A 23,244-nucleotide genomic window follows, 5' to 3' on the forward strand; every position below is an offset into this window, starting at 1 on the left:
CGTTACCATGTCTGTTCTGCCTGTGGGTTTGCGATACCGCGGGACAGGGGAACGGTGATGGTTTTCTACAACGTTGCCGCTAATCAGCAACCGGGGCTGGGAACCAGCCTCGTGAGTCTTGGATGCTTCAGCTCTACTTCACAGACCCGGTACACGGGATCCACGGAGCAACTGGGGCAGAAGAAGAGACAAAAGCTCCGCTGCCAAGCGGGTGAGGAAACCCCACCCGCCTACGCGGTGGGGTAGTTCATAACCTCACGAATTAGGGGGATGCCAAAACTGGGCCGCAAGAATCTACTGGCTATGGCCAGCCCTTAGCAAGGTGGGACTGTGGGGTGGCTTAGCGGTGTCTGTCGAACCAGCGCATCAGCATCGCCGCCAGGCGTTCAGGGTTGTGGCGCACCAAGCCAGTCTCAGGATCCTCTTGCATGACATTGGCCAAGACAGCCCGACAGCCCAGGTAGGCCAGCTTATCCGGATCCAAGACCACAAACTCGGAACCGTTGCGGCGGTAATGTTCTAGGGCACGGGGGGAAGGGGGATCCCGTTGCACCAGGACAGCATCGAACAAGCGCACGCCCGCCACCCGATCCAGAGCCATGACGTGATCCCCAACGGTGTAGCCGTCGGTTTCCCCTGGCTCGGTCATAATGTTGCACACGTAGATGTGGGGTGCCATGTTCTTGGCCAAGGCTTCCACAATCTCCGGGATCAAAAGGTTGGGGATGATACTGGTGTAGAGACTGCCCGGCCCCAGCACCACAAACTCTGCCGCCTCGATGGCCTCGATGGCCTCAGGCAAGGCGGGAGGGTTGGGCGGGTCGCAGCCAATGCGACAGATGCGCCCCCTGGCTTTGGCAATGTTGGACTCGCCCACCACACGGCGGCCATCGCTTAACTCGGCCCAGAGGGTGACATCCGCCAGGGTAGCCGGCAGCACTCGTCCTTGAATGGCCAAGACTTGCGAGGTGGCGGTGATGGCCCGAATCAGGTCGCCGCCGGTAACGGCGGTGAGGGCGGTGATGAACAGGTTGCCAAAACTGTGCCCGCTCAGCCCTTCCCCAGCCTGGAAGCGGTATTGAAACAGCTCCGTGAGCAGCTTTTCTTCGTTGGCCAAGGCGGTAAGGCAGTTGCGGATGTCGCCGGGGGGCAACACGCCGATCTCCCGCCGCAAGCGCCCTGAGGAGCCGCCGTCATCGGCCACAGTAACAATGGCGGTGATGTTGGAGCTGTAGCGCTTCAACCCTCGCAGCAGGTTGGAAAGGCCGGTGCCGCCCCCCAGCACCACAATGCGAGGGCCACGGCTCAGGCGTCGCCGCAACAGGAGCTTATCCACCAGCGCCTCGTCTCCTTCTGGGATCAGCACATCTTCGATGGAGCGCATGGCGCTGCGGAAGCCCAGCACCACCATCACCAGGCCGATCCCGGTTACCAAGGGGCCGCTGATGGTGTTTGGGATCCAGGTGGTGATCAGGCGCAGGGTGATGTCGATTAATCGCTTGAGGCGAAAGATGGGGGTCAGCTCTGTCCAGATGGCGATGCCCAGCACCATCAGCAGCACGCCCCCCACGGCCAGGGTGAGCCAGCGCTTGACCGCCAGACCAGGGAAGAGCCATTTCCAGCCATTTCCCGGCCAAGCGGCCTTGCGACGGCGAGGCCCCCCCACAGTGGACTTGTTGCTGAGCACGGGCTTAGTCATGGGGAGGTACAGAAACGCCGGCCAAAGGGATCCTAACCTGTTGCTGCTCTACGCCAGCGTCAGGGGGGGGCGGGCCAAAGCGAGCCTCCAGCTCCCGCTGCGAATCCAGCAAATGGCGGTGCTGCACCTGGATGTTCAGGGCAGGCAGGGCAGGGTTGTCGGTGGGGACGGCCCAAGGCCGCAGATCTTGAGCCAGGCGCTCCACCAGAGCCACAGAGCGATGTTGCCCGCCGGTGCAGCCGATGGCCACGGTTAGGTGGGGCCGTCGTTCTGCTCGGTAGTGGGGCCAGAACGCCTGCACCAGAGAAAAGATCTGCCGGTAGGTGGATTGGGTAACTGGATCCGCAAAGAGGAACGCCTGCAGAGGCGGATCCTGGCCGGTCAGGTGGCGCAGATGGGGCTGAAAGAAGGGATTGGGCAAAAAGCGCACGTCGAACAGCAAGTTGGCATCGAGGGGAGCACCGTACTTGAAGCCGAAGCTGACCAGCCTCAGGTTGAGCGGCTGCGGGATCCCGTGGGCCAGGGCCTGTAATTGCTGCCGCAGTTGCTGGCTGTCCAGCTCAGACGTATCCAGAAGGTGGGTGCAGCGCTCCCGCACGGGGGCCAGATCGCGCACTTCCTGCTCAATGGCCTCCAACAGGCCAACGCCAGGGTGGTAAGGGTGGGGGCGGCGGTGGGCGCTAAGACGGTTGAGCAATACCAGAGGACGGGCCTCCAGAAAGAGGAAAGGGATCCCTTGCGCTTGCCGCCAGCGGTCAAAGGCAAGGAACTGCTCCCGATATTCCGGGATGTGGAGGTTTAGGCTCACCGCCAGAGCAGGGTGGCGAGGCCGCATCGCCTCGATCAAAGAAACAGCCTGGTCAGGCGGGATCCCTTCCAAGCCGGTGTAGCCCAGTTGTTCCAATTGCTGGATGGCCAGGGTTTTCCCAGATCCCGTCAGCCCAGCGATAACCAGAACAGGCAAGGTCACGGGGGTCGGTCTAGTCGGTTGATCGTCCATGCAGCCTATTCTAGGGCGAGGGGGAGCCGAAAAACCGGATGCCAAGCGCTCAAGTCTGGGAGGCTGTTGCAGCTTCTCTGTCCGTTTTCCCCGCCGGTCTCAGGAGGGGAGCGCTGGGGCAGAGATCGGCCAGAAAACACTGGTCGCAAAGGGGTTTACGGGCGGTGCAAATGGCCCGCCCATGGTCGATCAGGCGAATGGACCAATTTTCCCAGTCGGCTTGCGGCAACAACTGCATGAGATCCCGCTCGATGCGCACGGGATCCTCGTGCTCGGTGAGGCCGAGGCGACGGCTGAGGCGCTTGACGTGGGTATCGACAGTCACGCCGGCGTTGATGCCAAAGGCATGGGCCAGCACCACATTGGCCGTCTTGCGGGCCACCCCCGGCAGAGTGAGCAGCTCCGGCATGGTGCGCGGCACCTGGCCGCCGAAGTCGGTCACGATCTTGCGGCAGGCCTCTTGGATGTGTTTAGCCTTGTTGCGGTAGAAGCCGGTGGAACGGATCAGGGCCTCGATCTCCTCCCGTGGGGCTGCCGCCAGCGCCTGGGCATCGGGAAAGCGGCGAAACAGCTCCGGCGTAACTTGGTTGACCCGCTCGTCGGTGCACTGTGCAGACAAAATGGTGGCCACCAGCAGTTGCAGCGGCGTTTGGTAGTGGAGGGCACAGGTGGAGTTGGGATAATGGCGCTTCAGCCGGATCAGGATCTCCAAAGCCCGCTGGCGCAAAGCCCGCTTGCTAGTCATCTGCAGCTAGCCCGACCCGGTGACAATGGCAAGGGTGTCCTTAAAGATCAGCACTACCCCCAGACCCAGCAGCAGCACCAAGCCCGTCTGCATCACCCGTTCCTCCAGTTCTCTGGGCAGCCGCTTGCCGCGGATCGCTTCCAGGATCAAAAAGGCGATGTGCCCCCCATCCAAGGCGGGCAGGGGCAACAGGTTGAGAATGGCCAGGTTGATGCTGATCAAAGCGGTGAAATTAAACAAGCTGGCCGCGTCATCCCGCGCCAAGTCGGCACCAATCTTGACAATCCCCACCGGCCCGGATACCTGGGTGGCCGTGTTTTGGAAGTTCTGCAGGAGCTGCTGCAGGCCACTGATGTTCATCATCACCAGGCGCTGGTAGGCATTCCCGGCTTCGGCAAAGATCTCTGCCAGGCTCTGGGCCGGGCGCAGTGTCACCTCTTGGTTGGGGGCCAGGTTGACCCCAATGGCCACCACCTCTCCCCGCATCTCGGGAATCACCGTGATCTCCAGAATGGGATCCCCTTCCCCTCGCTGCACCTGCAGGGGGACGGGCTGGTTTTCGCTGCGGCGGATCAACGCCTGAAAATCATTGAGAGCTGCCAAGGCCGAGGTCTCGTCGGCAACTGTGCTGTAATCGTGGTCGGCCGCCCGCAACACCACATCTTCCGCCTGCAAGCCAGCTTGCTCCGCCGGGCTATCCGGCATCACCTGAGCAATGAGAATGCCAGGCTGGATGCGCGTAACCGAGGGGATCCCCACCGAAGCAAACATCAGCACCAGTACCAGGTAGGCAAAGGCCAGGTTGGCCATCACCCCCGCGCTCATCACCACCAGGCGATCCGCAACAGGGCGGTTCTTCAGCAGATCCGGGTCGTCGGGCGGGTAGGGGGAGCGCTCGTCATCGTCGGGAAAGCCCACGTAGCCCCCCAACGGCAGGGCGCGAATGGCGTACTCCGTCTCCTTGCCCTGGTAGCGCCACAGCACCGGGCCAAACCCCAGCGAAAAGCGGTTGACGTGGATCCCTTGGAGTTTGGCTGCCGCGAAGTGTCCCGCCTCATGCACCAGGATCAGCAGGGCGAGGATGGCGATGGAGAGGAGGACAGGCATGGGCTGGCTTGAAGGAAAGAAGGAAAAAAGGTCAAGAGGCAGAGAGTCACAGCGACGGCTGCACCTGCTGCCCTAGGGAACCAAGATAACAGACCAGAAGCGGCAGAGCCCTCAGAACACCTGTTCTACTTCCAGGATGTCGGGAATGCTCTCCCGCAACTTGCGCTCGATGCCCATTTTTAAGGTCAGGGTGGAACTGGGGCAGGCGCCACAGGCCCCCTGTAGGCGCAGCTTCACCACCGGGCCGTCGATTTCCACCAGCTCTACATTGCCGCCATCGGCTTGCAGGTAGGGGCGCAGCTCGTCCAACACTTTTTCCACATTTTCGGCGTTCAATTCCAGTGCTTGTGCCATAGTTGCTTCCAGCTTTGCTGAGACCTTGCCTAAGACGTTGATTGTAGCCATTTCTCACCTCACCCCCCAAGCCAGGGAGGGATGGCCTTTCTTCAGCATAGTCTCCTTCTTTCGTGGTGGGGGATGAGATCCCTCTCTTTAGCCAGAAGACTAGAATAGGAGTCGGATTTGCCTATTGCGAGTAGCAGACCCAAGCATATTCTGAGCAGGGGCGCTTTCTTCGCCATGTTAGATGTCTTGCTGATTGGGATCTTCATGTTGGCCGGGGCAGGCCTCGGATTCTACGGCCTGGATCTGCTCCCTCCTGCCGCCATCCAGGGGGCCAATGTGGAGGGGGCGCGCGTGGTTACCAGCGGCTTTGGTGTCCTGGCGGGTTTGGCTTTGGGATCCCTGGTGCGCTGGGGCTACCGCCGCTTCGAGGCCAATGTACGCTCGCTGCCGCCGGATGTGTTGATCAGCCGCTCGGTGGGGCTGGTGATTGGCCTGGTGATTGCCAATTTGGCCATGGCTCCTGTCTATTTGTTGCCCCTGCCCCAGCAGCTCAATAACTTTATTGAGCCACTGGCCTCCATCTTTTTTAGCCTGTCCTTTGCCTACTTGGGGGTAAGTTTGGCCGATACCCATGGCCCTGCACTCCTGCGCCTGTTCAACCCCAACTACGCCCTGCAGGCGGCGGCAGAAGGCAGTGTGGTGGCGGCCAGCGCCAAGGTTTTGGACACCAGCTCGATCATCGACGGGCGCGTGGCCCAGTTGATCGAGACGGGCTTTTTGGAGGGAACGCTGGTGATCCCTCGCTTTGTCATCGCGGAGCTGCAAACCATCGCCGACAAAGCCGATCCGCAAAAACGGGAGCGAGGTCGCAGAGGGCTGGATACGCTGCAAGCGCTGCGCCAGGCCTACCCCGACCGCTTTGTGATTCACGAAGCCAACTACCCGGATCTGGCCACTGTGGACGAGAAGCTGGTGCGCCTTGCCCAAAATGTGGGGGGAACGCTGGTGACCACCGATTACAACCTGAAAAAGGTGGCCACGCTGCAGGGGATCAAGGTGCTGAACGTGAACGAGCTGGCCGAAGCGCTGCGACCCATCTACATTGCTGGCGATAGCTTCGAGATCAAGATTACCCGCGAAGGCAAGGAGCCGGGCCAGGGGGTAGGCTATCTGGAGGACGGCACGATGGTGGTGGTGGAAGAGGGACAGCGCTCTCTGGGCAAGACCCGCTCTGTTGTGGTGACCAGCGCCATTCAAACCTCGGCGGGCCGGATGATCTTTGCCCGACTCAACAAGGACTCCAGCCCAGCTTCCTCTGCGAAAACCTGAGGCTTCAGGCCGAAGAGCTCTGTTTTTCCGACGCAATGATGGCCTCTTCCCCAATGGGTGTCCTCCAACCAGATCTAATTTTCTACACCCAGGATCGCCAGCAGCGTTTCTGGAGTTTTTATTGGGAGGGTGCTGAGAACTACGCTATCTACCCGCCGCAGATCCTGAGCGGACAGCAAAGCTGGGAGGTGGCTAATGCGGAGGAGTACCAAGCCAAGCTCGAGCAGGTGTTTGCGAGTGGGGATCCCTTGCAGCACCAGTGTCAGGTGATCTCTCCCCGCTACAAGTTGCACTTGCATCTTTGCCTCAACCCGGTGCGGGACATGGAGGGGGAGGTGGTGGCCGTCTCGGTGGTGGGCAAGGTGTTGGGGGCAACGCCTTTCAACTTGGCCGGCGGAGCCAGCAGCTCTACTGCCCAGCCCCATCCCCTTCTGACCAACCCGGTGCCGGGGATCACGGCCCAGTTGCTGCGCAACATCGGCCACTCCCTGGATATCCGCGAGCTGTGCCAGCAGACGGTGGAGCAGTTGGGGCAGTTGTTTGGGGTGGATCGCTGCCTGTTGGCCCTCTACGAAGTGGGGCAGGACTCCCTCACGGTTAACGCCGAGTACCGCCGCAACCCAGGGGATCCCTCGCTGTTGAACCAGACGTTGCGTCTGGCGGATCACCCGCCTCTGCTGCAAGCCCTTCGTCAAGAAGAGCCGGTGGTGATGGGACGCCATCTGGCCATCGCCATGTCTTACCGGGGCTATGCCAACAGCCTGCTCTGGCTGGAAGTGTTGCCCCCCAACGAAGCCCCCGTCTGGCAGGCCGGCCACCTCCAGGTGCTGCAGAGCATCGCCACCTACCTGGGCACGGCGATTGCCCACGCCATCTTGCTGGATCAAAGCCGCCAACTGGCCACTCGCCTGCAGTTGGCCAACCAGACACTGCGCCAGAAAAACAAAGAGCTGGAGCAGGCCCGTGCCCAAGCAGAATCGGCCAACCAACTGAAAAGTCAATTCTTGGCCAATACTTCCCATGAGCTGCGCACCCCTCTCAACGGGATCATCGGCTTTATTAGGCTGGTGCTGGACGGAATGGCCGAAAGCCGAGAAGAGGAGCTGGACTTTTTGCAGGAAGCCTACCGCTCGGCCCTGCACCTGTTGGCCTTGATCAACGACGTGCTGGACATCGCCAAGATCGAGGCAGGCAAAATGCAGTTGGAGTTTCAGCCCTGCGACCTGCAAGTCCTCTTCAAGGATGTGGAGGCCAAAACCAGTTTGCAGGCCAGTCAAAAGGGATTGCAGCTCAGCTTCTACCTGCCCCCCACGGCAGAGCCCATTTTGCTCTATGGCGACTACCAACGCCTGCTGCAGGTGATGCTCAATCTAGTGGGCAATGCCATCAAGTTTACCCCCAGGGGTTCTGTGACGGTGCGAGCGGACCTCCTGCCGGGCGAGCCGGGGATGGCCCGCATTCGCGTGATTGACACCGGGATCGGTGTGTCGTTGGAAAAGCAGCAGAAGCTGTTTCAGGCCTTCACCCAGGTGGATGGCTCCACCACCCGCCAGTACGGAGGCACCGGCTTGGGCTTAGCCATCAGCCAACGGCTGGTGGAGGCGATGGGGGGAGAGATCAACTTCTATAGCCTGGGCGAAGGGCTGGGATCCACCGTCACTTTTACCGTGCCCCTCTACCGCCAGCCGCTCCTGGGCGGGGAGGCGAGCCCAGCTCAAAAAGGATCCCCCGAGGATACAGATCCCAACCTAATCTCCTATCCGGCCCAGTGCTGATCCAGCAATGCCCTATCCCCGCAAACGGTTTGGCCAGCATTGGCTTAAGGATCCCACGGTTCATGAGGCGATTTTGCGGGCTGCCCAGTTGCCGCCCCCTCAGAGGGATCCTCCGTGGGTTCTGGAGATCGGCCCTGGCACTGGGCAGTTGACGCAGCGGTTGCTGGCCCAGGGCGTACATGTGGTGGCAGTGGAGATCGATCGAGATCTGTGTCGGCTGCTGCAAAAGCGCTTTGCCGACCAACCCCGCTTTCACCTGGTGGAAGGAGATTTTCTTCGCCTGCCGCTCCCGCCTCAGCCCCGCCTGCTGGTGGCCAATATCCCCTATAACCTCACCGGCCCAATTTTGGAGAAAGTGCTGGGATCCCCGGCCCAACCGGTGAGGCAGTTTGAGCGCATCGTCTTGATGGTGCAAAAAGAGCTGGCTGAGCGCCTGCAGGCCGGCCCCGGCAGCAGGGCCTACGGTGCTTTGAGTGTACGGGTGCGTTACCTAGCTGAGTGCGAGCTCATCTGCCGCGTGCCCCCCAGCGCCTTCCGGCCTCCTCCCCAAGTGGAATCGGCAGTGGTTCGCCTCACTCCCCGCCCTGCCCCCATCCCCGCCCGCGATCCCCGCTGGTTCTCCCAACTGGTTTGCCAGGGCTTCTCCACCCGCCGCAAGCAACTTGTCAACGCTCTAGGAGGCCTCGTGGATCGCCAGACCGTGGCCGCCGCTCTCGCCCAGCTCCGCCTCAGCCCCACGGCCCGTGCCGAAGAGCTGGATCTGCCCGATTGGCTGGCCCTGAGCGATCTGCTACTGGAGCAGACACCTAGGATGGCTGCCGTTTCCGGCGAGGGAAAACCGCGGTAGGGTGAGAGGAAGTCCCCAAGGGTTTTTCACCAGATTCCAAAACAACCTATGCTCAACAACCAGGGCAAACAGATCCTTGTAACTGGCGGTACCGGTGGGCTGGGGTTGGGAGTAACCCCCGTGCTCCTGGACACAGGGGCAGAGTTGACCTTGACCTACCGCCAAGAAGAGGAGTTGGCTGTCTTGCGGCAGCGCCTGCCGGCCAATAGCCTGGGCCAGGTGCGCTGTGTGCAGGTGGATTTGCTGAACGAAGCCGCTGTGGCACAGCTCATTGACGATCTGCCCCGCGTTGATGGCTTGGTGCACCTGGTGGGCGGCTTTGCCATGGGCCCCACCCACGAGTACAGCTTAGAAAATTGGCGACGTGACTTTGACCTCAATCTCACCACCACTTTTTTGGCCTGTAAGCACAGCCTGCGCAAGATGTGGCAACAGGGTTATGGACGGATCGTGACCGTGGCCTCCCGAGGGGCGGTAGAGCCGGGATCCCAACTGGCCGCCTACTGTGCTTCCAAAGCGGGGGTGGTGGCCCTGACCCGCACCATTGCCGCCGAAACCAAAGGCACTGACATCACCGCCAACACAGTTCTGCCCAGCATCATCGACACGCCAGCCAACCGGGCTACCATGGGCTCCGAGCAGGCGGAGCTGTGGGTAAAGCCCGAGTCTATCGGCCAGGTGATCGCCTTTTTGGTCTCGGAAGCGGCGCGGGATCTGAGAGGGGCAGCGATCCCGGTGTACGGCAATGTCTAAGCTGCTTGGTTGACCGCACCCCCAGACGGCCTTCATGATACGAGGGTAGAGGCTTATTTTCGTGCCGTTTTCTTATGCTGAAGCGATTGTTCTCGGGGGGCTGGCGTCGGCAAATTGGCCGCATTGAGGTAACAGGGGTGATCGATGGCAGAACCCGGGAGCGGGTTCTCAAAGCCTTGAAAGAGGTGGAAGAAAGACAGATCCCGGCAGTGGTGTTGCGCATCGACAGCCCCGGTGGGACAGTGGCAGACTCCCAGGAAATCTACAATGCCCTCTCGCGCCTGCGGGAACGCAAGGGCACCCGCATTGTGGCCAGCTTTGGCAACATCGCTGCCTCTGGGGGGGTTTACATTGCCATGGGAGCCGAGAAAATTGTCAGCAACCCCGGCACCATCACCGGCAGCATCGGCGTCATTATCCGCGGCAACAATCTCGAACGGCTGCTGGACAAGGTAGGGATTTCCTTTAAGGTCATCAAGTCCGGCCCCTACAAGGATATCCTTTCCTTTGACCGCGAGCTGACCCCAGAAGAGCGCAACATCCTCCAAGAGTTAATCGACATCACATACGGCCAATTTGTGCAAACCGTTGCTGCCGCTCGCCGGCTGAGCGTGAATGTGGTCAAAACCTTTGCCGATGGACGCATTTTCAGCGGCGAACAAGCTCTGCACCTGGGCGTGGTGGATCGCCTGGGCACAGAAGAGGATGCCCGCCTCTGGGCCGCGGAGCTGGCAGGGCTGCCGCCCGATGCGAAGTTCTGCGATCTACTCCCACGGCGCAGGGGTTGGGCTCGCTTGCTACCGGCGGCAGAGGCATTGGCGCGTCTGCAATTTGAGGTAAGCACCTCAGGCCTGCCCCTGTGGCTCTACACTGGTTCGTGAGAGGCGACCTCCAGAACTGTGAGGATTGGTTCTTCCGCCCCCAAGCCTTATGCCGGCATAAGAGAAAAGCAAAGCCGGAAGCCGCTTTGCCACTCGTTCCTGGCCGGGGGCTGGGGGTGGTGCATCTGGCTTTCTGGAGTTATTCCTCTATTTGCCAGGGATCCTGTGCCAACTCCTCGTCGAAGATGCGGGGGGGACGCACTGCCATCAGCACCTGGCCCAGCAGGGGAGAGGGGGGCAAATTCTCTATCCACTCCACCGCCACGGCTCCCTCCCGATCCACCAGGAAAACCCCCGCCATTCCTTCCCAGGTGCGAACGGCGCGATCGACCACCAGCAAAATTGGATCCTGTTCTTCTTCAGGTGCCACCGGCCAGCCCAACAGGGATCCCAGCAAACCATTCTCCACCTGCAGGGCGACTGGGTCGGCGGCCCTTTGAATGGCTGGCCAAGCGGGCAAGGCCATCCACGTTTGCCCAGCCACGCTGGTGACCCAACCAAAAAGGCCTTGAGGCTCAACGGCAGGGATCTGCTCCCAGGTGGCAGTAGAAAGAGGCAGGGATCCAGCCACCGGCATCAGGCGGGGCAGATCCTCTTCCGGGCGAAACACCGAAAGCCTGGGCAACGGCTTGCGCTGGGGTTGGGAGCCGGGAGCCAGCGTCGACAAGAGCCGCTCAACCTGTTGGCGGGCCGTTTCGCTGTGGGCATACTGAAAGGCGCGGCCAATGGCCCGGGCTCGCTCCTGTAGATCGCGGGTTTCCTGGGCAGTTTTCCAGGCTTGATAGGCCACCGCATCGCCAGGGTGATCCGTGAACCCTTCCGGGAGCTGCCGCAGTTGGGCATAGTTCTTCATGGCACGGGCGATCTCGTGCGCCTCATCGGCACCTAGGTTGCGGCTGACAATCAGCTCCGCCACCCGGACGCGATCCTGGGGCGAGAGGATGCGCAACTCGTAGAGGATATCGCTGCCTTTTTGGGCAAAGTGCTCCAAAACAGCTAAGCTGGCTCCTGCTTTCGCCATTCCTTCGTAAACCTGGGCGGCGACAATGATCTGGTTTTGGCGGACGGGCTCAAACCCAGTCGCCTCGAAGATGGCCTGGGGAGTCACTTTCTGTCGTTGCAAGCTTTGGCAGGCCTTTGCCCAGTCCAGCCACCCCCCCTCTTTGCGCCGCAGCCGATCCATCAACAGGCTGGGATCTTCCTCCGGAACAGAGGATTCCGGCAAATGCTGACTCATCGCTAGGCTTCCTCCGCAACGACAATAGCCCAAAATAAACTACCCCACCGCCTAGGCGGGTGGGGTTTTAGCGCTACGCGCCGCTGACGCGAATAGCAGCTCTGCAGTTGGCAAGCCAACCACGAACCCCCCTCTCTCCCCCCGTATACAGAGGGAAGGGGGGCAGGCTGGTTTATGGCAGCCCCCCAAAAGTGCAATCACATTCTTGACTCTTGCTCTTGCCGCCTTGTAGCGCACAAACTGCCTCAACGGGCAGAACGCCGAACTGTTCAACCGCCGCCGTTCTGTCTAGCTGCGCGGCTGTTGGTTGACACGTTCCCCCTCCCGCCAGCGAACCTTAGGCCTTGGTTGCGTCCAGCTTTGGGGCTCGCGACGCAGCCACCTCGAGCTTACAGGAGATAGTCAGGACTTGGGTCATACTTATTAGGCGCCATCCCTCCCCACCGTACCGTATGGACGGTGGGGTACCCCGCCTATTGCGATGAACTTTGGTGGGCACACTAGCTCATGCTGACCCGGCTACGGTCGTAGTTGAGCCGAAAAGTGGGATGTACCTTCCCCTGGATGCGGTTCCAGAAGTTGCGCACATTGACGTGCAGGCCAACCCGCTCTGTGCCACGCACCAACATGGCTTGCTGACGAATCCGAATCGCGCGTTGGTGGCCCATCATCAGGCGGCGAGCCAGCTCATCCAGAACGTGAGAACGGCCAGGAGCAGGTGCCTCGGCTGTCTGAACGGTTTGAGCCGGCGCTGCAGCAGCTTCGGAACGATAGGCCACACCCCGATAGAGCAGGTCAAGGTTGGTGGGCAAAACCACCGGCTTGCTCAGGTGGCGGAACCGCCAGTCCAGCCCCCGATAGCGACCCCCCACTTTGCCCGGAGAAACAGTCACCGTCGCCGGTGAGTGGGTGTAACCAACGCCACGGTAAGAGAGTTCCATGATCTTCGCCTCCAAATGTAATAGTCTGCATCCACTTCACTTCCTGAGGAGTGACCCGGGATGTCCCGTGGACAGTCCCAGGGGTTGAGGCGCGTTCCTTCGGGATAGCTCCCTACTTCCGTCCTCCGGCTGCCGTCTTGCTCCTTCCTGGATCGAACAGCACGCGAGAGGATGAACGATTTCTATCTACGTTCTGTATTATAAGCTACGGTTTTGAGGTATCGCTATCAACTTTTAACAAAAATTTCTCCTGATCCCCTGTCTGGCTGCCCGAGAACCCCTACTGGGGTGCAGGGGATCCCCTTCGGGAGCCGGTTTCAGCGTTTTGGGCTGGGCCTTCTACCCTCTCGGGAGGTGAAGAGAGGCATTATCGTGGAAGAATACTCAGGATTGGCTACAAAAGTTCATACTCCTCGGTGGGTGTCTCTGTGCAGGAAGACTTTCGCCTGATTCTGGACATCGTGACGGTGTTGGCGGCAGCAGCGGCGGGTGGCTTTCTGGCAGCGCTGCTGAGGCAGCCGGTGTTGCTTGGGTACCTCCTGGCGGGGATCCTGGTGGGGCCAACGGGTCTGGGGTGGATCAAAGAAGTGGTGCAGGTGGAAACTCTGGCCCAGTTCGGGGTGACCTTTTTGCTATTTACCTTGGGGGTGGAGTTTTCCCTCAAAGAATTGCGCCAGGTGCGGGGGATCGCCATTGGCGGCGGTGCCTTGCAGATCGGCCTGACCATCGCGATCACAGCGGTGCTGGCGGTGGCCAGCGGCTGGCTGACGCCGGTGCAGGGGATCTTCCTGGGGGCGGTGCTCTCTCTGTCTTCCACGGCGGTGGTGCTCAAAAGCCTTACCGAGACCAACCAGATGGGCACGCCCCAAGCTCAGGCCATGCTGGGGATCTTGATTGTGCAGGATCTGGCGGTAGGGCTGATGCTGGCGGTGTTGCCGGCTTTGGATTGTCCTTTGCCGGAGCTGGCGGGATCCCTGGCCAAGTCCCTGGCGGAGATCGGCCTGGTGGGTCTGGGAGCAGTGGTGGGCGGGATGTGGCTGGTGCCCGCTTTCCTGCGGCTTTTGGCGCAGCAGGAGAGCAAAGAAGTGTTTTTGCTGGGGGTGATCAGCCTCTGTGTGGGGATTGCCCTGTTGACGGAGCGGCTGGGCATTTCCAGTGAGATCGGGGCTTTTATCGCCGGGCTGATGATCTCAGAAGTGGAATACGCCGACCAGACCCTGGCTTACGTAGAGCCCTTGCGGGATGTGTTTGCCGCCCTCTTTTTTGCTGCCATTGGCATGCTCATCGATCCCAGCTTTATCGCCGCCCACCTGCCCTTGATCCTAGGGTTAGTGGGGCTGGTGATGGTGGGCAAGTTTTGCCTGGTGGCCCCTTTGGCCGGTCTGTTCGGCTACCCGCTCCCCTCAGCGGTGTTGGTGGGGCTGGGCCTCTCGCAGATCGGCGAGTTCTCCTTTGTCTTGGCCAGTGAAGGGCAGGCGCTGGGGCTGGTGTCGCGGCAACTCTATTTGCTCATCGTCAGCACCACCGCTGTTACCCTGCTCGTCACTCCCTTTCTGCTCAGGGGCGCGCCGCGACTGCTGGCAAACTTACAAGGGATCCCCTTCTGGGCCCGTTGGCTGGAAGGGAGCGAGCAGCCCCGCGCTCTGGCTCCCAACGCTCCCCAAGAGGGGCACGTGGTGGTGTGCGGCTATGGACAGGTGGGGCAAGACATCGTGCGCATCCTGGAAGCCCGTCGCCATCCCCTTTTGGTGATTGACCAGTCGGAACGGGTGATCCAACAGTTGCGCTCGCGCGGGATCCCCTATCTCTACGGCAATGCCGCCAGCGCCCCGGTGCTGGAGAAAGCTTGTCTGTCCCAAGCTCGCGCCCTGGTGATCGCCCTGCCGGATCGCCTGAGCATGCGCCTCTGCCTGAAACGGGCGCTGGAACTGGCGCCCCACCTGGATGTGGTGGTGCGGGCCACCCATGAAGAGGACATCGAGCAGCTCTATCAGTTGGGAGCCCGAGAAGTCGTCCACCCGGAATTTGAGGCCAGCCTGGGGTTGTGCAGCCATGTGCTGCTGAAGCTGGGCGAGCCCCTGGAGGTCATCCAGCAGGAGATTCTGGCCATCCGCAGCAGCCACTACCGCGATTTGCGACCTCTCCACCCCAGTTGCCTGATCCCCACGCCTGTCAGTTGGCTGACACCCCCTTCTCCCCCCCTCCCCGCTCCTGCCAACGGCAGCTCACCTGAGGTGCTGGCCTGGTGGGAACACTGGCAGCGCCCCGTGCAGCCGGAATGGGCAGGGATCTCAGGCTCCGCTGAGTAGATCTCTCAGGGGAGCTAGCCAGGATAGGGGATCCGCAGGAGCTGGTTGACCGGCGGGCGAGCCACCTGCAACTGTTTTCCGTCCGGCCACTGGATCTGGATTTCCTTGACCAGCGTTTCGGATCCCAGGCCAAAGTGGGCCACCGGCTCCATCTGACAGAGGTAGCCGCTGCCGGCATCGATGGGACGGATCTGCGTGCGAGTGGGGGTGATCAGCCGCACCAGGGCGCCGCGGGCCGGGGATCCTTGGCGAGTCAGGGGCAAGACCCTTAGCCAGTTGTTGGCATTAGCCAGGGGGCGGTAGAAGCTCAGGGGCTGGGCGCCTGATTCTCCGTGGGCAATGAGCAGCTCCAGGCGACCGTCCCCATCCACATCGGCGACTGCCGCTCCTGTTCCCAATCCCTGCGGCTCGGCAGCCTCTCCAATGTCAATGGCCTGCCAGCAGCCAGAGCGCCAGCCAAACAGGCGGTTGGGCTCGCCGATGTTGTTAAAAAACAGCTCCGGGTAGCCGTCGTTGTCGAAGTCGGCAGCAATCACCGTGCGAATGCGGGAGGGCCTGGCCAGCTCCGGCGGAGCCACGTTCTTAAAGATGCCGCTAGGGGTTTGGATCCAGAGGCGATGCGGCCCTTCCCAATTGCCGTAGACCAAGTCCAGCCGCCCGTCCCCATCCAGATCCACTGCTGCCACGCCGCGCCCGTGCTCGCCGGGATCCGCCAGCCCCACTTCGGCGGCAATTTCTTCAAAGGTGCCATCCCCGCGGTTGCGAAACAAAAAGTTGGGCCCCTGCTCGTTGACAGCAAAAATGTCCATCCGCTGCGAGACCAAGGGCAGGGCCACCAGCCCCCGCCCGCCCGTTACCCGGTTCACCCCCGCCTCTGGTGCCACATCGGCAATCATTTGGCCGGAGGAAAGCTCGTAAAGGCGCATGGGGCCGCCGTAGTTGGCCACGAAAAACCCGTACCGCCCCTGGCCAAAGCGATCCACGCAGGCCACCGAGCGACCGGCCGTCAAGTTGAGGGCATCTTGGTTGTGGGGTAGAGAGAACAGATCCACCCAACGGGATCCCTGCCAGTCGAAGAGGCGATCCCCAAAGCGCTTGCGCCCCCCGAAGGTATCGGTATTCAAAACATAGAGTTCTTCTTGCCCGTCGCCGTCGAAGTCGCCGGCAGCCACCCCGATGGCCATCCGCCCTGCATCGGCCAGAGTATCGTCCACCAGATCCATCAGCGCCTGGCCGTTCCACTTCAAAACCCGATTCGGGCCGCGGAAGCCGCACACAAACAGCTCAAAAGCCCCGTCCCGATCCACATCGCAAACGGCAACCCCATAGAAAAGGGCAGGGGGGTTGAACTGGAGGAGGGAGCTGCAATCTTGAAACATGGGGATCTCGTCGGGCGGATAGGAGAGGCAGGAACTGGTGGAGCTCCAGACTCTAATGGTATGCTAGATCTCCGCCGTAGCTTCCCTCTCGACCATGCCACGCATTAAATCTGCCATCAAGCGCGTCAAGATTGCCGAGCGAAATCGGCTGCGCAACAAAGCTACCAAAGCCATGGTGCGCGCGCTGATGAAAAAAGTGATCTCCCTCTCCTCTACTTACGCCGCCAACCCCCAACCGGAAACCCTGCAGGAGATTCAAGCGGCGATGAGCGCTGCCTTTAGCCGCATCGACAAAGCGGCCAAAACAGGGGTTCTCCACAAAAACACAGCCGCCCGTCGGAAGGCTCGTCTATCTCGGATTGTGCAACGATCCCTGGCCGCCACAAGTGCCTCCTAAGACAGGGTTTTGGACAGGCGGAGCCCAAAGGTCTCTACTGCTGCCCCGGAAGCAAGCTTAAGCATTTGCCTACCGAGCTTTTTTGACACTCCCACCGACTAAAGTCGGGGGATTCTTACGCAGTCCACAGACGGACTCGCAAAGGCACTGTCAAGACGCCCCTAGACAGTCCCTTGAGACAAAGCCCCAAGGTTCTGCTTACCTTCCTCAGTAGGTTAGCGGCAGCATTGGCATCTGCGTTAACCAGCAACCCTGCTGCCGTTTGGTACAGCCCCCGCTTTACTCGCTTCCCAGATGCTCGCCACCCGTCGGGTTTTTCACCATAGTTAGGTAGCTCCTCCCCATCCAATCGGTGGGAATGAAGACAAAGCTCTGGTTGTTAACCTCGCCTAGGTTGCACTCTTGCTTTTGCCCTTGGTTCCAGCCAAAGATAATTCTCCCAATAGAGTGCTCTAGGCAGGAGTTGACAACCCAAAGAGCGGCTTTGTTGACGGCATCCCGCATCCTACGATTTCTTTTCTCGGTGATACAACCCAGGTGGCGAGACCAAAAGCCCTGCGGTTTATTGGTTCTGAGCCTAGCCACCTCTTGGTTGTACCCCTGGTTAAAGGATTTAACCTTGGGCCCGTCGATGATGAAGCTGTGCCCTAGATTGCTGACACAGGTAAGCCAGTTGTCGACTCCGTGGTCAATGGCTAGCACTTTTGTTGGGTCAAGGGGATGAGGTTGAGAAGGTTTGGCATACACCCACTCCAGGTAGAACACCCCATGGCGGGGCAGAATCCTCAGTTCCTTGATGCTCTCCCACCGCAAGTTGGTGGGGAACTGCACCCAGAAAGCGTCTAGGCCAAACCAGGCCTTGACTTGCTTGCCCACTCTGACCTGCTCTTCTGGGAACTTTGGCCATTGCTTCGGGTAGGCCACGGGGAACAGTCCAGCCTTACAGTACTGTGGCAACCTGGGCTTTGGATCCGGCTGCACTTGCAAAAGCGACTTAAAGCTCGTTAGTGCTTCTGCTACCGATTTGCAAGTCTTCTGTGTAGAGGAAACGTACATCGCCATAAAGTGTCTATTTTTGGCTCTCACCCTCTCTCTGCAGAGCTGGGCATAGTTTACCAGTCGCTTGGTCTTGAAAGAGACTTGGCGAGCATATTACAGAGCGCAGTTGTAGACCTTGTTGGACTGCTGGCAGAGGTACTCCCGTAGGGCTACTAGCTTCCTGTCCTGAATCAGAACCTGTTGGCATCCATATTTCATTTTTTGTTGATAAGCAGTATGATAACTACAGCTTGGCACAGATGATTGTCAACGAGAAAAGAAAGTCAGCGGTACAACCACTAAAACCATGCTGTGGGATTAGCAATCGTCCATCTAGTTTTTGTCCTAAAAGGAGAAAAAAAGGTTTAGTAGAAGAGGTGAGGAATAGGCTGTTTGAGTTATGGCAGGAATTGTCTAGTGAAAAGGGTTGGCACGTCAGAGCCATTGAAGTAGCTCCAGACCATGTTCATTTGTTTCTTGAAATAAAGCCTACCGACCCTGTTCATTTGGTGGTAAAGCATTCAAGGGCAGAGCCCCCAGATATTTAAGAGAGGAATTTCCTAGCCTGCGAAAACTCCCTAGCCTTTGGAGCAGAAGTTATTTCTTCTGTACAGCAGGGAATGCTAGCGCTGAGGTGATCCAAGACAACGACCCGCACATTGGTGAGCGGCTAAAGCTGCTCTATGGCTTTTCCGCCCCGCCTTACTCGCGTCAGTGGCGCGGAGCGCTGAGTACGGGGCTACCAAGCTACTCTGCGGTGTGGTGACCCACCAGCGCCACCAGTTCCTGGAAGCGGCTTACCCGCATCGGCAAAAGGACGCGATCCCCCCTTCGGCTGGGTAGTACACCAGGCCCCCTTGGTTGGTGGAGCGGGGTTCGAGGCGCTCGACATCGGCCCAGCGGATCTGCCACTCCTGGCGCAGCCAAGGCGGGGTAGGTGGCTTCCCTACCCACCTCGTCCACCTGAACCTGCTGGCTCAGGGATCCCAGCAGCAGCCCCCAGCCCACCAGCAGCGCCGCCCTTAAGTCCAGATCCTGGAGAGCTGGCCCTGGAGCTAAGCTAGTAGAGCCTCCGGAGAACCGGAGAGAAGGGTTTGTTGGCCACTTGTCGATTGAGTCTTGGGTGATTGATATGGAGATATGAAGGCTCAGCTTCCGGTTACGATTTTGACAGGCTTTTTGGGCAGTGGTAAAACCACGCTGCTCAAGCGCATCTTGCAGGAGGAGCACGGGCGGCGCATCGGGGTTATCCTCAACGAGTTTGGCGAGATCTCCATCGATGGCGAACTGGTCAACATGCCCGAAGGAGGGCTGATGCAGCTCAGCAACGGCTGTCTCTGTTGCACGGTGCGGGAGGATCTCGAACGGGCGGCTCGCGAGCTGCTCCAGCATGCCCAGGCGTTGGACTACCTGGTGGTGGAGACCAGCGGCGTGGCGGATCCCAGGCAGGTGGCCGAGCTGTTTGTACAGAGAACCTTCCACGAGGAGCTGCGTCTGGATGGGGTGGTGACCCTGGTGGATGGGGCCGAGTACTGGCGCAACTTCCGGCGCTCCCAAACCACCGCCCACCAGATCAGCAGCGCCGACATCTTGCTCCTGAACAAGGTAGATTTGATCACCCCAGCCGAACAAGAGCAGATCCTATTAGATTTGCGTCGCTACAACCCCGACGCTCCCTGTCTGCCCACCACCCACGCCCAGGTGCCCTTGGCCCGCATTTTGGATGTGCACGCCTTTCGCCCAGAACTGTGGGATCCCAAGCTCTCTGCTGCCGAGGCTGAAGGTCACGCCCACCCCAGCCACCATCTGGAAGAAGACGGGATCCAATCCCTGAGCTTTCAACTGCAGCAACCGCTGGATCTGGCGGCCTTCCGCGATTGGCTGCAAGACCTGCCGGAGACGATTTTTCGCGCCAAGGGGGTGCTGTGGGCTGCAAACGAGCCGCAGCGGGTTATCTTTCATCAGGTGGGCCGACGACAAACCCTCTTCTTGGAGCGGGAGTGGGATCCCAGTGAGCCGCATTGGTCAAAAATTGTCTTCATCGGTAAGGAACTAGAGCAAGAAGCGCTGGCCGCCGGCCTCAGCCGGCTGTGTCGGGCAACTGCCGCCTGCCCATGAGTCCAAGTTTTGGGATGGGATAACCGCGATGGCCCGCAGCAAACTTTCAGAACAAGAACAACAGCAAATTGTTAGCTCCTACCGCGGCTCGGCGGCCACTGCTGCCGAATTGGCCGAGCAATTCCGGGTGAGCGTTACCACCATCACCCGTGTCCTCAAGGAAAACCTCGCTGCCGACGAGTACCAGCGGCTGATCCAGCTCAAACGCTCAGCAGCTCGCCGCAAAGACACGGGCGAGGAACCCGCCCTTCCCCTGGACGGTATGGAGGGGCAACAGGTCTTGCCCCCGCAGAGAGCTGCCGACGCCTCCGATCTCAGCGATGTAAGCGAAGGGGAGAGGATCCCTGGCGACAGGACGGCCACGGTGACAGAACTGGCCTCCGAAGAATTGCCGGCCCAGCTCGTAGCCGAGCTTCAAGAAGACCTAGAAGACGACGAGGACAACGAGCTAGAAGACGAAGAAGACGATGACGATGAAGAAGAGGATGACGACGATTTTTTAGACGACGCGGCAGCGGTGCCCTCAGAAGATCCGCTGGCGGATCCCGTCCATCACATCCAAGTACTCCCCCTGGAGGAGCTCGACCTGCCCGAGACCTGTTATGTTGTGGTGGATCGCTACCAAGAATTGACCACCCGCCCCCTCAAGGAATTTCTGGGACTGGGATCCCTGCCCATGGAAGGGATCGAAAACGCCAATACGCTGCCGATTTTCGACAACCACAAGGTGGCTCGGCGCTTTTCCGAGATGAGCCGTCGCGGCAGCAACACCTATCCGCCCTACCGGGTCATCCAATTTCCCGGATACATTTTGGAGATCGTACGCCCACAATTGCAAAAGAAAGGCATTACTCATCTGCTAATGGATGGACAAATTTACAGCCTGTGAGGTGTAGCCGCTGAATCCAACTACAGCTTGCTCCTTCGTCAGGAGATCCAGCACACAGACGGAAACTCCACCTGGACAAGGGTTTTGGCTTATGTGACGATATGAGACCTGACCAAGCAGGCTGTAACTGCCCAGTTGCCGAAATTAACAGTCTTAACCAGAGCACTCAACCAAAGATCCTCAAAAGATCAAGGGATAGGCCTATGTCGGAGTTTCAACTGGTTTCTCCCTATCAGCCCACGGGGGATCAGCCCAAAGCAATTGCTGCTTTGGTAGAGTCGATTGCGGCAGGGCATCGCTTTCAAACCCTGCTGGGGGCAACTGGGACCGGCAAAACGTTTACCATTGCCCATACCATCCAGCAAGTCGGCAGGCCCACCTTGGTGATGGCCCCCAACAAAACCTTGGCCGCCCAACTGTGCAACGAGCTGCGAGAGCTTTTTCCCTACAATGCCGTCGAATATTTCATCAGCTATTACGACTATTACCAACCGGAAGCCTATGTGCCCAGCACCGATACTTATATCGCCAAGTCTTCTTCTATTAACGATGAAATCGACATGTTGCGGCACTCGGCCACCCGCTCCCTCTTTGAACGGCGAGATGTTATTGTCGTGGCCTCGGTAAGCTGTATCTACGGCCTGGGCATGCCGGAGGAATACCTGAAGGCTTCCATTCCCTTTCAAGTCGGCCAGGAGATTAACCAGCGGGAGGTCTTGCGGGATCTGGCCAACATCCAGTACGAACGCAACGACCTGGAGCTGGGGCGGGGGCGGTTTCGCGTCAAAGGCGATGTGCTGGAAATTGTGCCGGCCTACGAAGACCGAGTCATTCGCATCGAGTTTTTTGGGGACGAGATTGAGGCCATTCGCCTCATTGATCCAGTGACGGGCGAGATCCTAAACAGTGTCAGCGCCCTCAGGGTTTATCCGGCCCGCCACTTCGTAACGCCAGAAGCTCAGTTGCAGCAGGCGATCCTCAACATTGAGCAAGAGCTGGAAGAGCAACTGGCTTTCTTTCGCCGCCAAGGCAAGCTACTGGAGGCCCAACGCCTAGAACAGCGCACCCGCTACGACCTAGAGATGCTGCGGGAGGTGGGCTATTGCAACGGCATCGAAAACTACTCCCGGCACTTGACGGGGCGCAAAGAAGGGGAGCCGCCTGCCTGTTTGGTGGATTATTTCAAGGCCAACGATTGGCTCTTGGTGGTGGACGAATCCCACGTCACGGTGCCGCAGATCTGTGGCATGTACAACGGCGACCGCGCCCGCAAACAGGTGCTGGTGGATCACGGCTTTCGCCTGCCCAGTGCCCTCGACAACCGCCCTCTCAAAGCCGAGGAGTTCTGGGCCAAAGTCCACCAATGCGTCTTTGTTTCCGCCACGCCTGGCAACTGGGAACTGGAGCAGAGCGGAGCCCAATTTGAAACGGTGGTGGAAAACGGCAAACCCCTGAAGTTCTACGTGCCAGGCACCGGTCGGGTTATAGAGCAGGTCATTCGGCCCACCGGGGTGGTGGATCCCGAGGTGCACGTGCGCCCCACAGCCGGGCAGGTGGAAGATTTGCTGGGCGAGATCTATTTGCGGCTGGAGCGCTCGCAGCAGGGGCCTGCCGAACGGGTGATCGTGACCACCCTCACCAAACGCATGGCCGAAGATCTCACCGAATACCTTCAGGAACGCAGCATCCGCGTTCGCTACCTGCACTCTGAGATTGCCCCCATCGAGCGCATTGAGATCCTCCAAGATTTCCGGGAAGGGGCCTTTGATGTGTTGGTGGGGGTCAATTTGTTGCGGGAAGGGTTGGATTTGCCGGAAGTCTCCTTGGTGGCCATTTTGGATGCGGACAAAGAAGGATTTTTGCGGGCGGAGCGCTCCCTAATCCAGATGATCGGGCGGGCAGCGCGCAATGTCCGTGGCACGGTGGTGATGTACGCCGATACCCTGACCGGCAGCATGGCTCGGGCCATCGCCGAAACCCAGCGCCGCCGCGAAATTCAACTGCAATACAACCGCCAACACAACATCACCCCTAAGCCCATTGTCAAGAAAAACAGCAACGCCATCTTGTCTTTTTTGGCCATCTCCCGCAAACTCAACAGCCAAGACCTGGAAAAAGCCTTTCAAGCTGCAGACGAGATCCCGCTTTCGGAGATTCCAGAGCTGATCGGCCAACTGGAACTGAAGATGAAAGCAGCCGCCAAAAACCTGGAATTTGAAGAAGCTGCGCAACTGCGAGACCAAATTAAAAAGCTGCGCCAACGCCTTTTGGGCCACCATCAGAACACATGAACTACCCCACCGCGCAGGCGGGTGGGGTTTCCCCATCCGCTTTACGGCAAGATTTTTGTCTCTTCCTCTGCCCCAGTTGCTTCATCGATCCCGTGTACCGGGTCTCCGAAGTAGAGCTGAAGCATCCAAGACTCACGAGGCGGGTTCCCAGCCCCGGTTGCTGA

20 protein-coding genes, 1 pseudogene and 1 riboswitch are annotated in these 23,244 nt (G+C 59.8%); of the genes and pseudogenes, 11 read left to right on the forward strand and 10 right to left on the reverse strand.

The genetic code is table 11. The features are described from left to right. Window positions 1-340: 340 nt before the first annotated feature. From NW845_RS08295 to NW845_RS08315, 5 genes are all read right to left on the reverse strand, one after another. Complete coding sequence (locus tag NW845_RS08295) at window positions 341-1,699, reverse strand: gluconeogenesis factor YvcK family protein (RefSeq protein WP_414378070.1); 1,359 nt, start codon at window positions 1,697-1,699, stop codon at window positions 341-343. Then, window positions 1,692-2,669 carry an RNase adapter RapZ gene (gene rapZ, locus NW845_RS08300; protein ID WP_414378072.1) on the reverse strand — a complete coding sequence of 326 codons (978 nt, stop codon included), beginning with the start codon at window positions 2,667-2,669 and terminating at the stop codon, window positions 1,692-1,694. Before rapZ ends, NW845_RS08295 begins: the two co-directional genes overlap by 8 nt. Window positions 2,670-2,748: 79 nt before the next feature. Beyond that, window positions 2,749-3,444 (reverse strand): endonuclease III, encoded by a 696-nt coding sequence (nth, locus tag NW845_RS08305; protein ID WP_414365779.1) that lies wholly within the window; start codon window positions 3,442-3,444, stop codon window positions 2,749-2,751. A gap of 6 nt (window positions 3,445-3,450) precedes the next feature. Then, complete coding sequence (gene rseP / locus NW845_RS08310) at window positions 3,451-4,551, reverse strand: RIP metalloprotease RseP (protein ID WP_414365780.1); 1,101 nt, start codon at window positions 4,549-4,551, stop codon at window positions 3,451-3,453. Between the two features lie 111 nt (window positions 4,552-4,662). Continuing rightward, window positions 4,663-4,905 carry a NifU family protein gene (locus NW845_RS08315; protein WP_414365781.1) on the reverse strand — a complete coding sequence of 81 codons (243 nt, stop codon included), beginning with the start codon at window positions 4,903-4,905 and terminating at the stop codon, window positions 4,663-4,665. A gap of 225 nt (window positions 4,906-5,130) precedes the next feature. Here NW845_RS08315 and NW845_RS08320 point away from each other — a divergent pair, with 225 nt between their 5' ends. The 5 genes from NW845_RS08320 (at window position 5,131) to sppA (ending at window position 10,481) form a co-directional block, all read left to right on the forward strand. Next, complete coding sequence (locus tag NW845_RS08320) at window positions 5,131-6,225, forward strand: PIN/TRAM domain-containing protein (protein ID WP_414378074.1); 1,095 nt, start codon at window positions 5,131-5,133, stop codon at window positions 6,223-6,225. Between the two features lie 53 nt (window positions 6,226-6,278). Then, window positions 6,279-8,000, forward strand: coding sequence for a sensor histidine kinase (locus NW845_RS08325; protein WP_414365783.1), 1,722 nt, complete (start codon window positions 6,279-6,281; stop codon window positions 7,998-8,000). A gap of 7 nt (window positions 8,001-8,007) precedes the next feature. Then, window positions 8,008-8,847 (forward strand): 16S rRNA (adenine(1518)-N(6)/adenine(1519)-N(6))-dimethyltransferase RsmA, encoded by an 840-nt coding sequence (rsmA, locus tag NW845_RS08330; protein ID WP_414365784.1) that lies wholly within the window; start codon window positions 8,008-8,010, stop codon window positions 8,845-8,847. A 48-nt stretch (window positions 8,848-8,895) separates the two neighbouring features. Then, on the forward strand, window positions 8,896-9,600 hold the full coding sequence (fabG, locus tag NW845_RS08335; RefSeq protein ID WP_414378077.1) for a 3-oxoacyl-ACP reductase FabG: 705 nt from the start codon (window positions 8,896-8,898) through the stop codon (window positions 9,598-9,600). Between the two features lie 74 nt (window positions 9,601-9,674). Beyond that, window positions 9,675-10,481 (forward strand): signal peptide peptidase SppA, encoded by an 807-nt coding sequence (gene sppA / locus NW845_RS08340; RefSeq protein WP_414365786.1) that lies wholly within the window; start codon window positions 9,675-9,677, stop codon window positions 10,479-10,481. A gap of 139 nt (window positions 10,482-10,620) precedes the next feature. Here the strand turns inward: sppA and raf1 are convergent, their stop codons facing one another. After that, the gene (gene raf1 / locus NW845_RS08345) at window positions 10,621-11,718 is read right to left on the reverse strand and encodes a RuBisCO accumulation factor 1 (RefSeq protein WP_414365787.1); all 1,098 of its coding nucleotides are present in this window, start codon (window positions 11,716-11,718) and stop codon (window positions 10,621-10,623) included. Between the two features lie 500 nt (window positions 11,719-12,218). Beyond that, on the reverse strand, window positions 12,219-12,659 hold the full coding sequence (locus NW845_RS08350; protein WP_414365788.1) for a DUF4278 domain-containing protein: 441 nt from the start codon (window positions 12,657-12,659) through the stop codon (window positions 12,219-12,221). Window positions 12,660-12,747: 88 nt separating this feature from the next. Continuing rightward, a riboswitch (Glutamine riboswitch) is annotated at window positions 12,748-12,839 on the reverse strand. A 248-nt stretch (window positions 12,840-13,087) separates the two neighbouring features. Between NW845_RS08350 and NW845_RS08355 the strand changes: the two genes are divergently transcribed. Next, window positions 13,088-14,968 carry a cation:proton antiporter gene (locus NW845_RS08355; protein ID WP_414378079.1) on the forward strand — a complete coding sequence of 627 codons (1,881 nt, stop codon included), beginning with the start codon at window positions 13,088-13,090 and terminating at the stop codon, window positions 14,966-14,968. Between the two features lie 14 nt (window positions 14,969-14,982). On the opposite strand, the gene NW845_RS08360 is transcribed toward NW845_RS08355, so the two are convergent. After that, the gene (locus NW845_RS08360) at window positions 14,983-16,347 is read right to left on the reverse strand and encodes a CRTAC1 family protein (protein ID WP_414378081.1); all 1,365 of its coding nucleotides are present in this window, start codon (window positions 16,345-16,347) and stop codon (window positions 14,983-14,985) included. A 94-nt stretch (window positions 16,348-16,441) separates the two neighbouring features. Here NW845_RS08360 and rpsT point away from each other — a divergent pair, with 94 nt between their 5' ends. Beyond that, the gene (gene rpsT / locus NW845_RS08365; RefSeq protein ID WP_414334928.1) at window positions 16,442-16,744 is read left to right on the forward strand and encodes a 30S ribosomal protein S20; all 303 of its coding nucleotides are present in this window, start codon (window positions 16,442-16,444) and stop codon (window positions 16,742-16,744) included. A gap of 279 nt (window positions 16,745-17,023) precedes the next feature. On the opposite strand, the gene NW845_RS08370 is transcribed toward rpsT, so the two are convergent. After that, window positions 17,024-17,668 carry a transposase gene (locus NW845_RS08370; RefSeq protein ID WP_414378082.1) on the reverse strand — a complete coding sequence of 215 codons (645 nt, stop codon included), beginning with the start codon at window positions 17,666-17,668 and terminating at the stop codon, window positions 17,024-17,026. 426 nt (window positions 17,669-18,094) lie between these two features. Between NW845_RS08370 and tnpA the strand changes: the two are divergent. Then, window positions 18,095-18,440 (forward strand): annotated as a pseudogene (tnpA, locus tag NW845_RS08375) (IS200/IS605 family transposase); the annotation flags it as partial. Between the two features lie 89 nt (window positions 18,441-18,529). Here tnpA and NW845_RS08380 read toward each other — a convergent pair. Further along, window positions 18,530-18,790, reverse strand: coding sequence for a hypothetical protein (locus NW845_RS08380; RefSeq protein ID WP_414378083.1), 261 nt, complete (start codon window positions 18,788-18,790; stop codon window positions 18,530-18,532). A gap of 132 nt (window positions 18,791-18,922) precedes the next feature. Here NW845_RS08380 and NW845_RS08385 point away from each other — a divergent pair, with 132 nt between their 5' ends. The 3 genes from NW845_RS08385 to uvrB all read left to right on the forward strand — a co-directional run bounded on the left by NW845_RS08385 (window position 18,923) and on the right by uvrB (window position 23,080). Then, window positions 18,923-19,900 carry a CobW family GTP-binding protein gene (locus tag NW845_RS08385; protein WP_414378084.1) on the forward strand — a complete coding sequence of 326 codons (978 nt, stop codon included), beginning with the start codon at window positions 18,923-18,925 and terminating at the stop codon, window positions 19,898-19,900. 28 nt (window positions 19,901-19,928) lie between these two features. After that, window positions 19,929-20,789: a hypothetical protein gene (locus NW845_RS08390; protein WP_414371954.1), complete on the forward strand. Its 861-nt coding sequence runs from the start codon at window positions 19,929-19,931 to the stop codon at window positions 20,787-20,789. A gap of 203 nt (window positions 20,790-20,992) precedes the next feature. Further along, complete coding sequence (gene uvrB / locus NW845_RS08395) at window positions 20,993-23,080, forward strand: excinuclease ABC subunit UvrB (RefSeq protein WP_414378086.1); 2,088 nt, start codon at window positions 20,993-20,995, stop codon at window positions 23,078-23,080. Window positions 23,081-23,244: the final 164 nt, after the last annotated feature.

The organism is Synechococcus sp. H60.2, assembly GCF_047462315.1.
Taxonomy (GTDB): domain Bacteria; phylum Cyanobacteriota; class Cyanobacteriia; order Thermostichales; family Thermostichaceae; genus Thermostichus.

Excerpts from the sequence above, each read along its gene's own strand:
- rseP (WP_414365780.1), bottom strand. The coding sequence starts at position 4,551 with ATGCCTGTCCTCCTCTCCATCGCCATCCTCGCCCTGCTGATCCTGGTG.
- NW845_RS08315 (WP_414365781.1), bottom strand. The coding sequence starts at position 4,905 with ATGGCACAAGCACTGGAATTGAACGCCGAAAATGTGGAAAAAGTGTTG.
- rpsT (WP_414334928.1), top strand. The coding sequence starts at position 16,442 with ATGCCACGCATTAAATCTGCCATCAAGCGCGTCAAGATTGCCGAGCGA.
- NW845_RS08385 (WP_414378084.1), top strand. The coding sequence starts at position 18,923 with ATGAAGGCTCAGCTTCCGGTTACGATTTTGACAGGCTTTTTGGGCAGT.
- NW845_RS08320 (WP_414378074.1), top strand. The coding sequence starts at position 5,131 with ATGTTAGATGTCTTGCTGATTGGGATCTTCATGTTGGCCGGGGCAGGC.
- raf1 (WP_414365787.1), bottom strand. The coding sequence starts at position 11,718 with ATGAGTCAGCATTTGCCGGAATCCTCTGTTCCGGAGGAAGATCCCAGC.
- NW845_RS08325 (WP_414365783.1), top strand. The coding sequence starts at position 6,279 with ATGGGTGTCCTCCAACCAGATCTAATTTTCTACACCCAGGATCGCCAG.
- rsmA (WP_414365784.1), top strand. The coding sequence starts at position 8,008 with ATGCCCTATCCCCGCAAACGGTTTGGCCAGCATTGGCTTAAGGATCCC.
- uvrB (WP_414378086.1), top strand. The coding sequence starts at position 20,993 with ATGTCGGAGTTTCAACTGGTTTCTCCCTATCAGCCCACGGGGGATCAG.
- NW845_RS08350 (WP_414365788.1), bottom strand. The coding sequence starts at position 12,659 with ATGGAACTCTCTTACCGTGGCGTTGGTTACACCCACTCACCGGCGACG.
- NW845_RS08390 (WP_414371954.1), top strand. The coding sequence starts at position 19,929 with ATGGCCCGCAGCAAACTTTCAGAACAAGAACAACAGCAAATTGTTAGC.
- NW845_RS08295 (WP_414378070.1), bottom strand. The coding sequence starts at position 1,699 with ATGACTAAGCCCGTGCTCAGCAACAAGTCCACTGTGGGGGGGCCTCGC.
- sppA (WP_414365786.1), top strand. The coding sequence starts at position 9,675 with ATGCTGAAGCGATTGTTCTCGGGGGGCTGGCGTCGGCAAATTGGCCGC.
- fabG (WP_414378077.1), top strand. The coding sequence starts at position 8,896 with ATGCTCAACAACCAGGGCAAACAGATCCTTGTAACTGGCGGTACCGGT.
- nth (WP_414365779.1), bottom strand. The coding sequence starts at position 3,444 with ATGACTAGCAAGCGGGCTTTGCGCCAGCGGGCTTTGGAGATCCTGATC.
- NW845_RS08360 (WP_414378081.1), bottom strand. The coding sequence starts at position 16,347 with ATGTTTCAAGATTGCAGCTCCCTCCTCCAGTTCAACCCCCCTGCCCTT.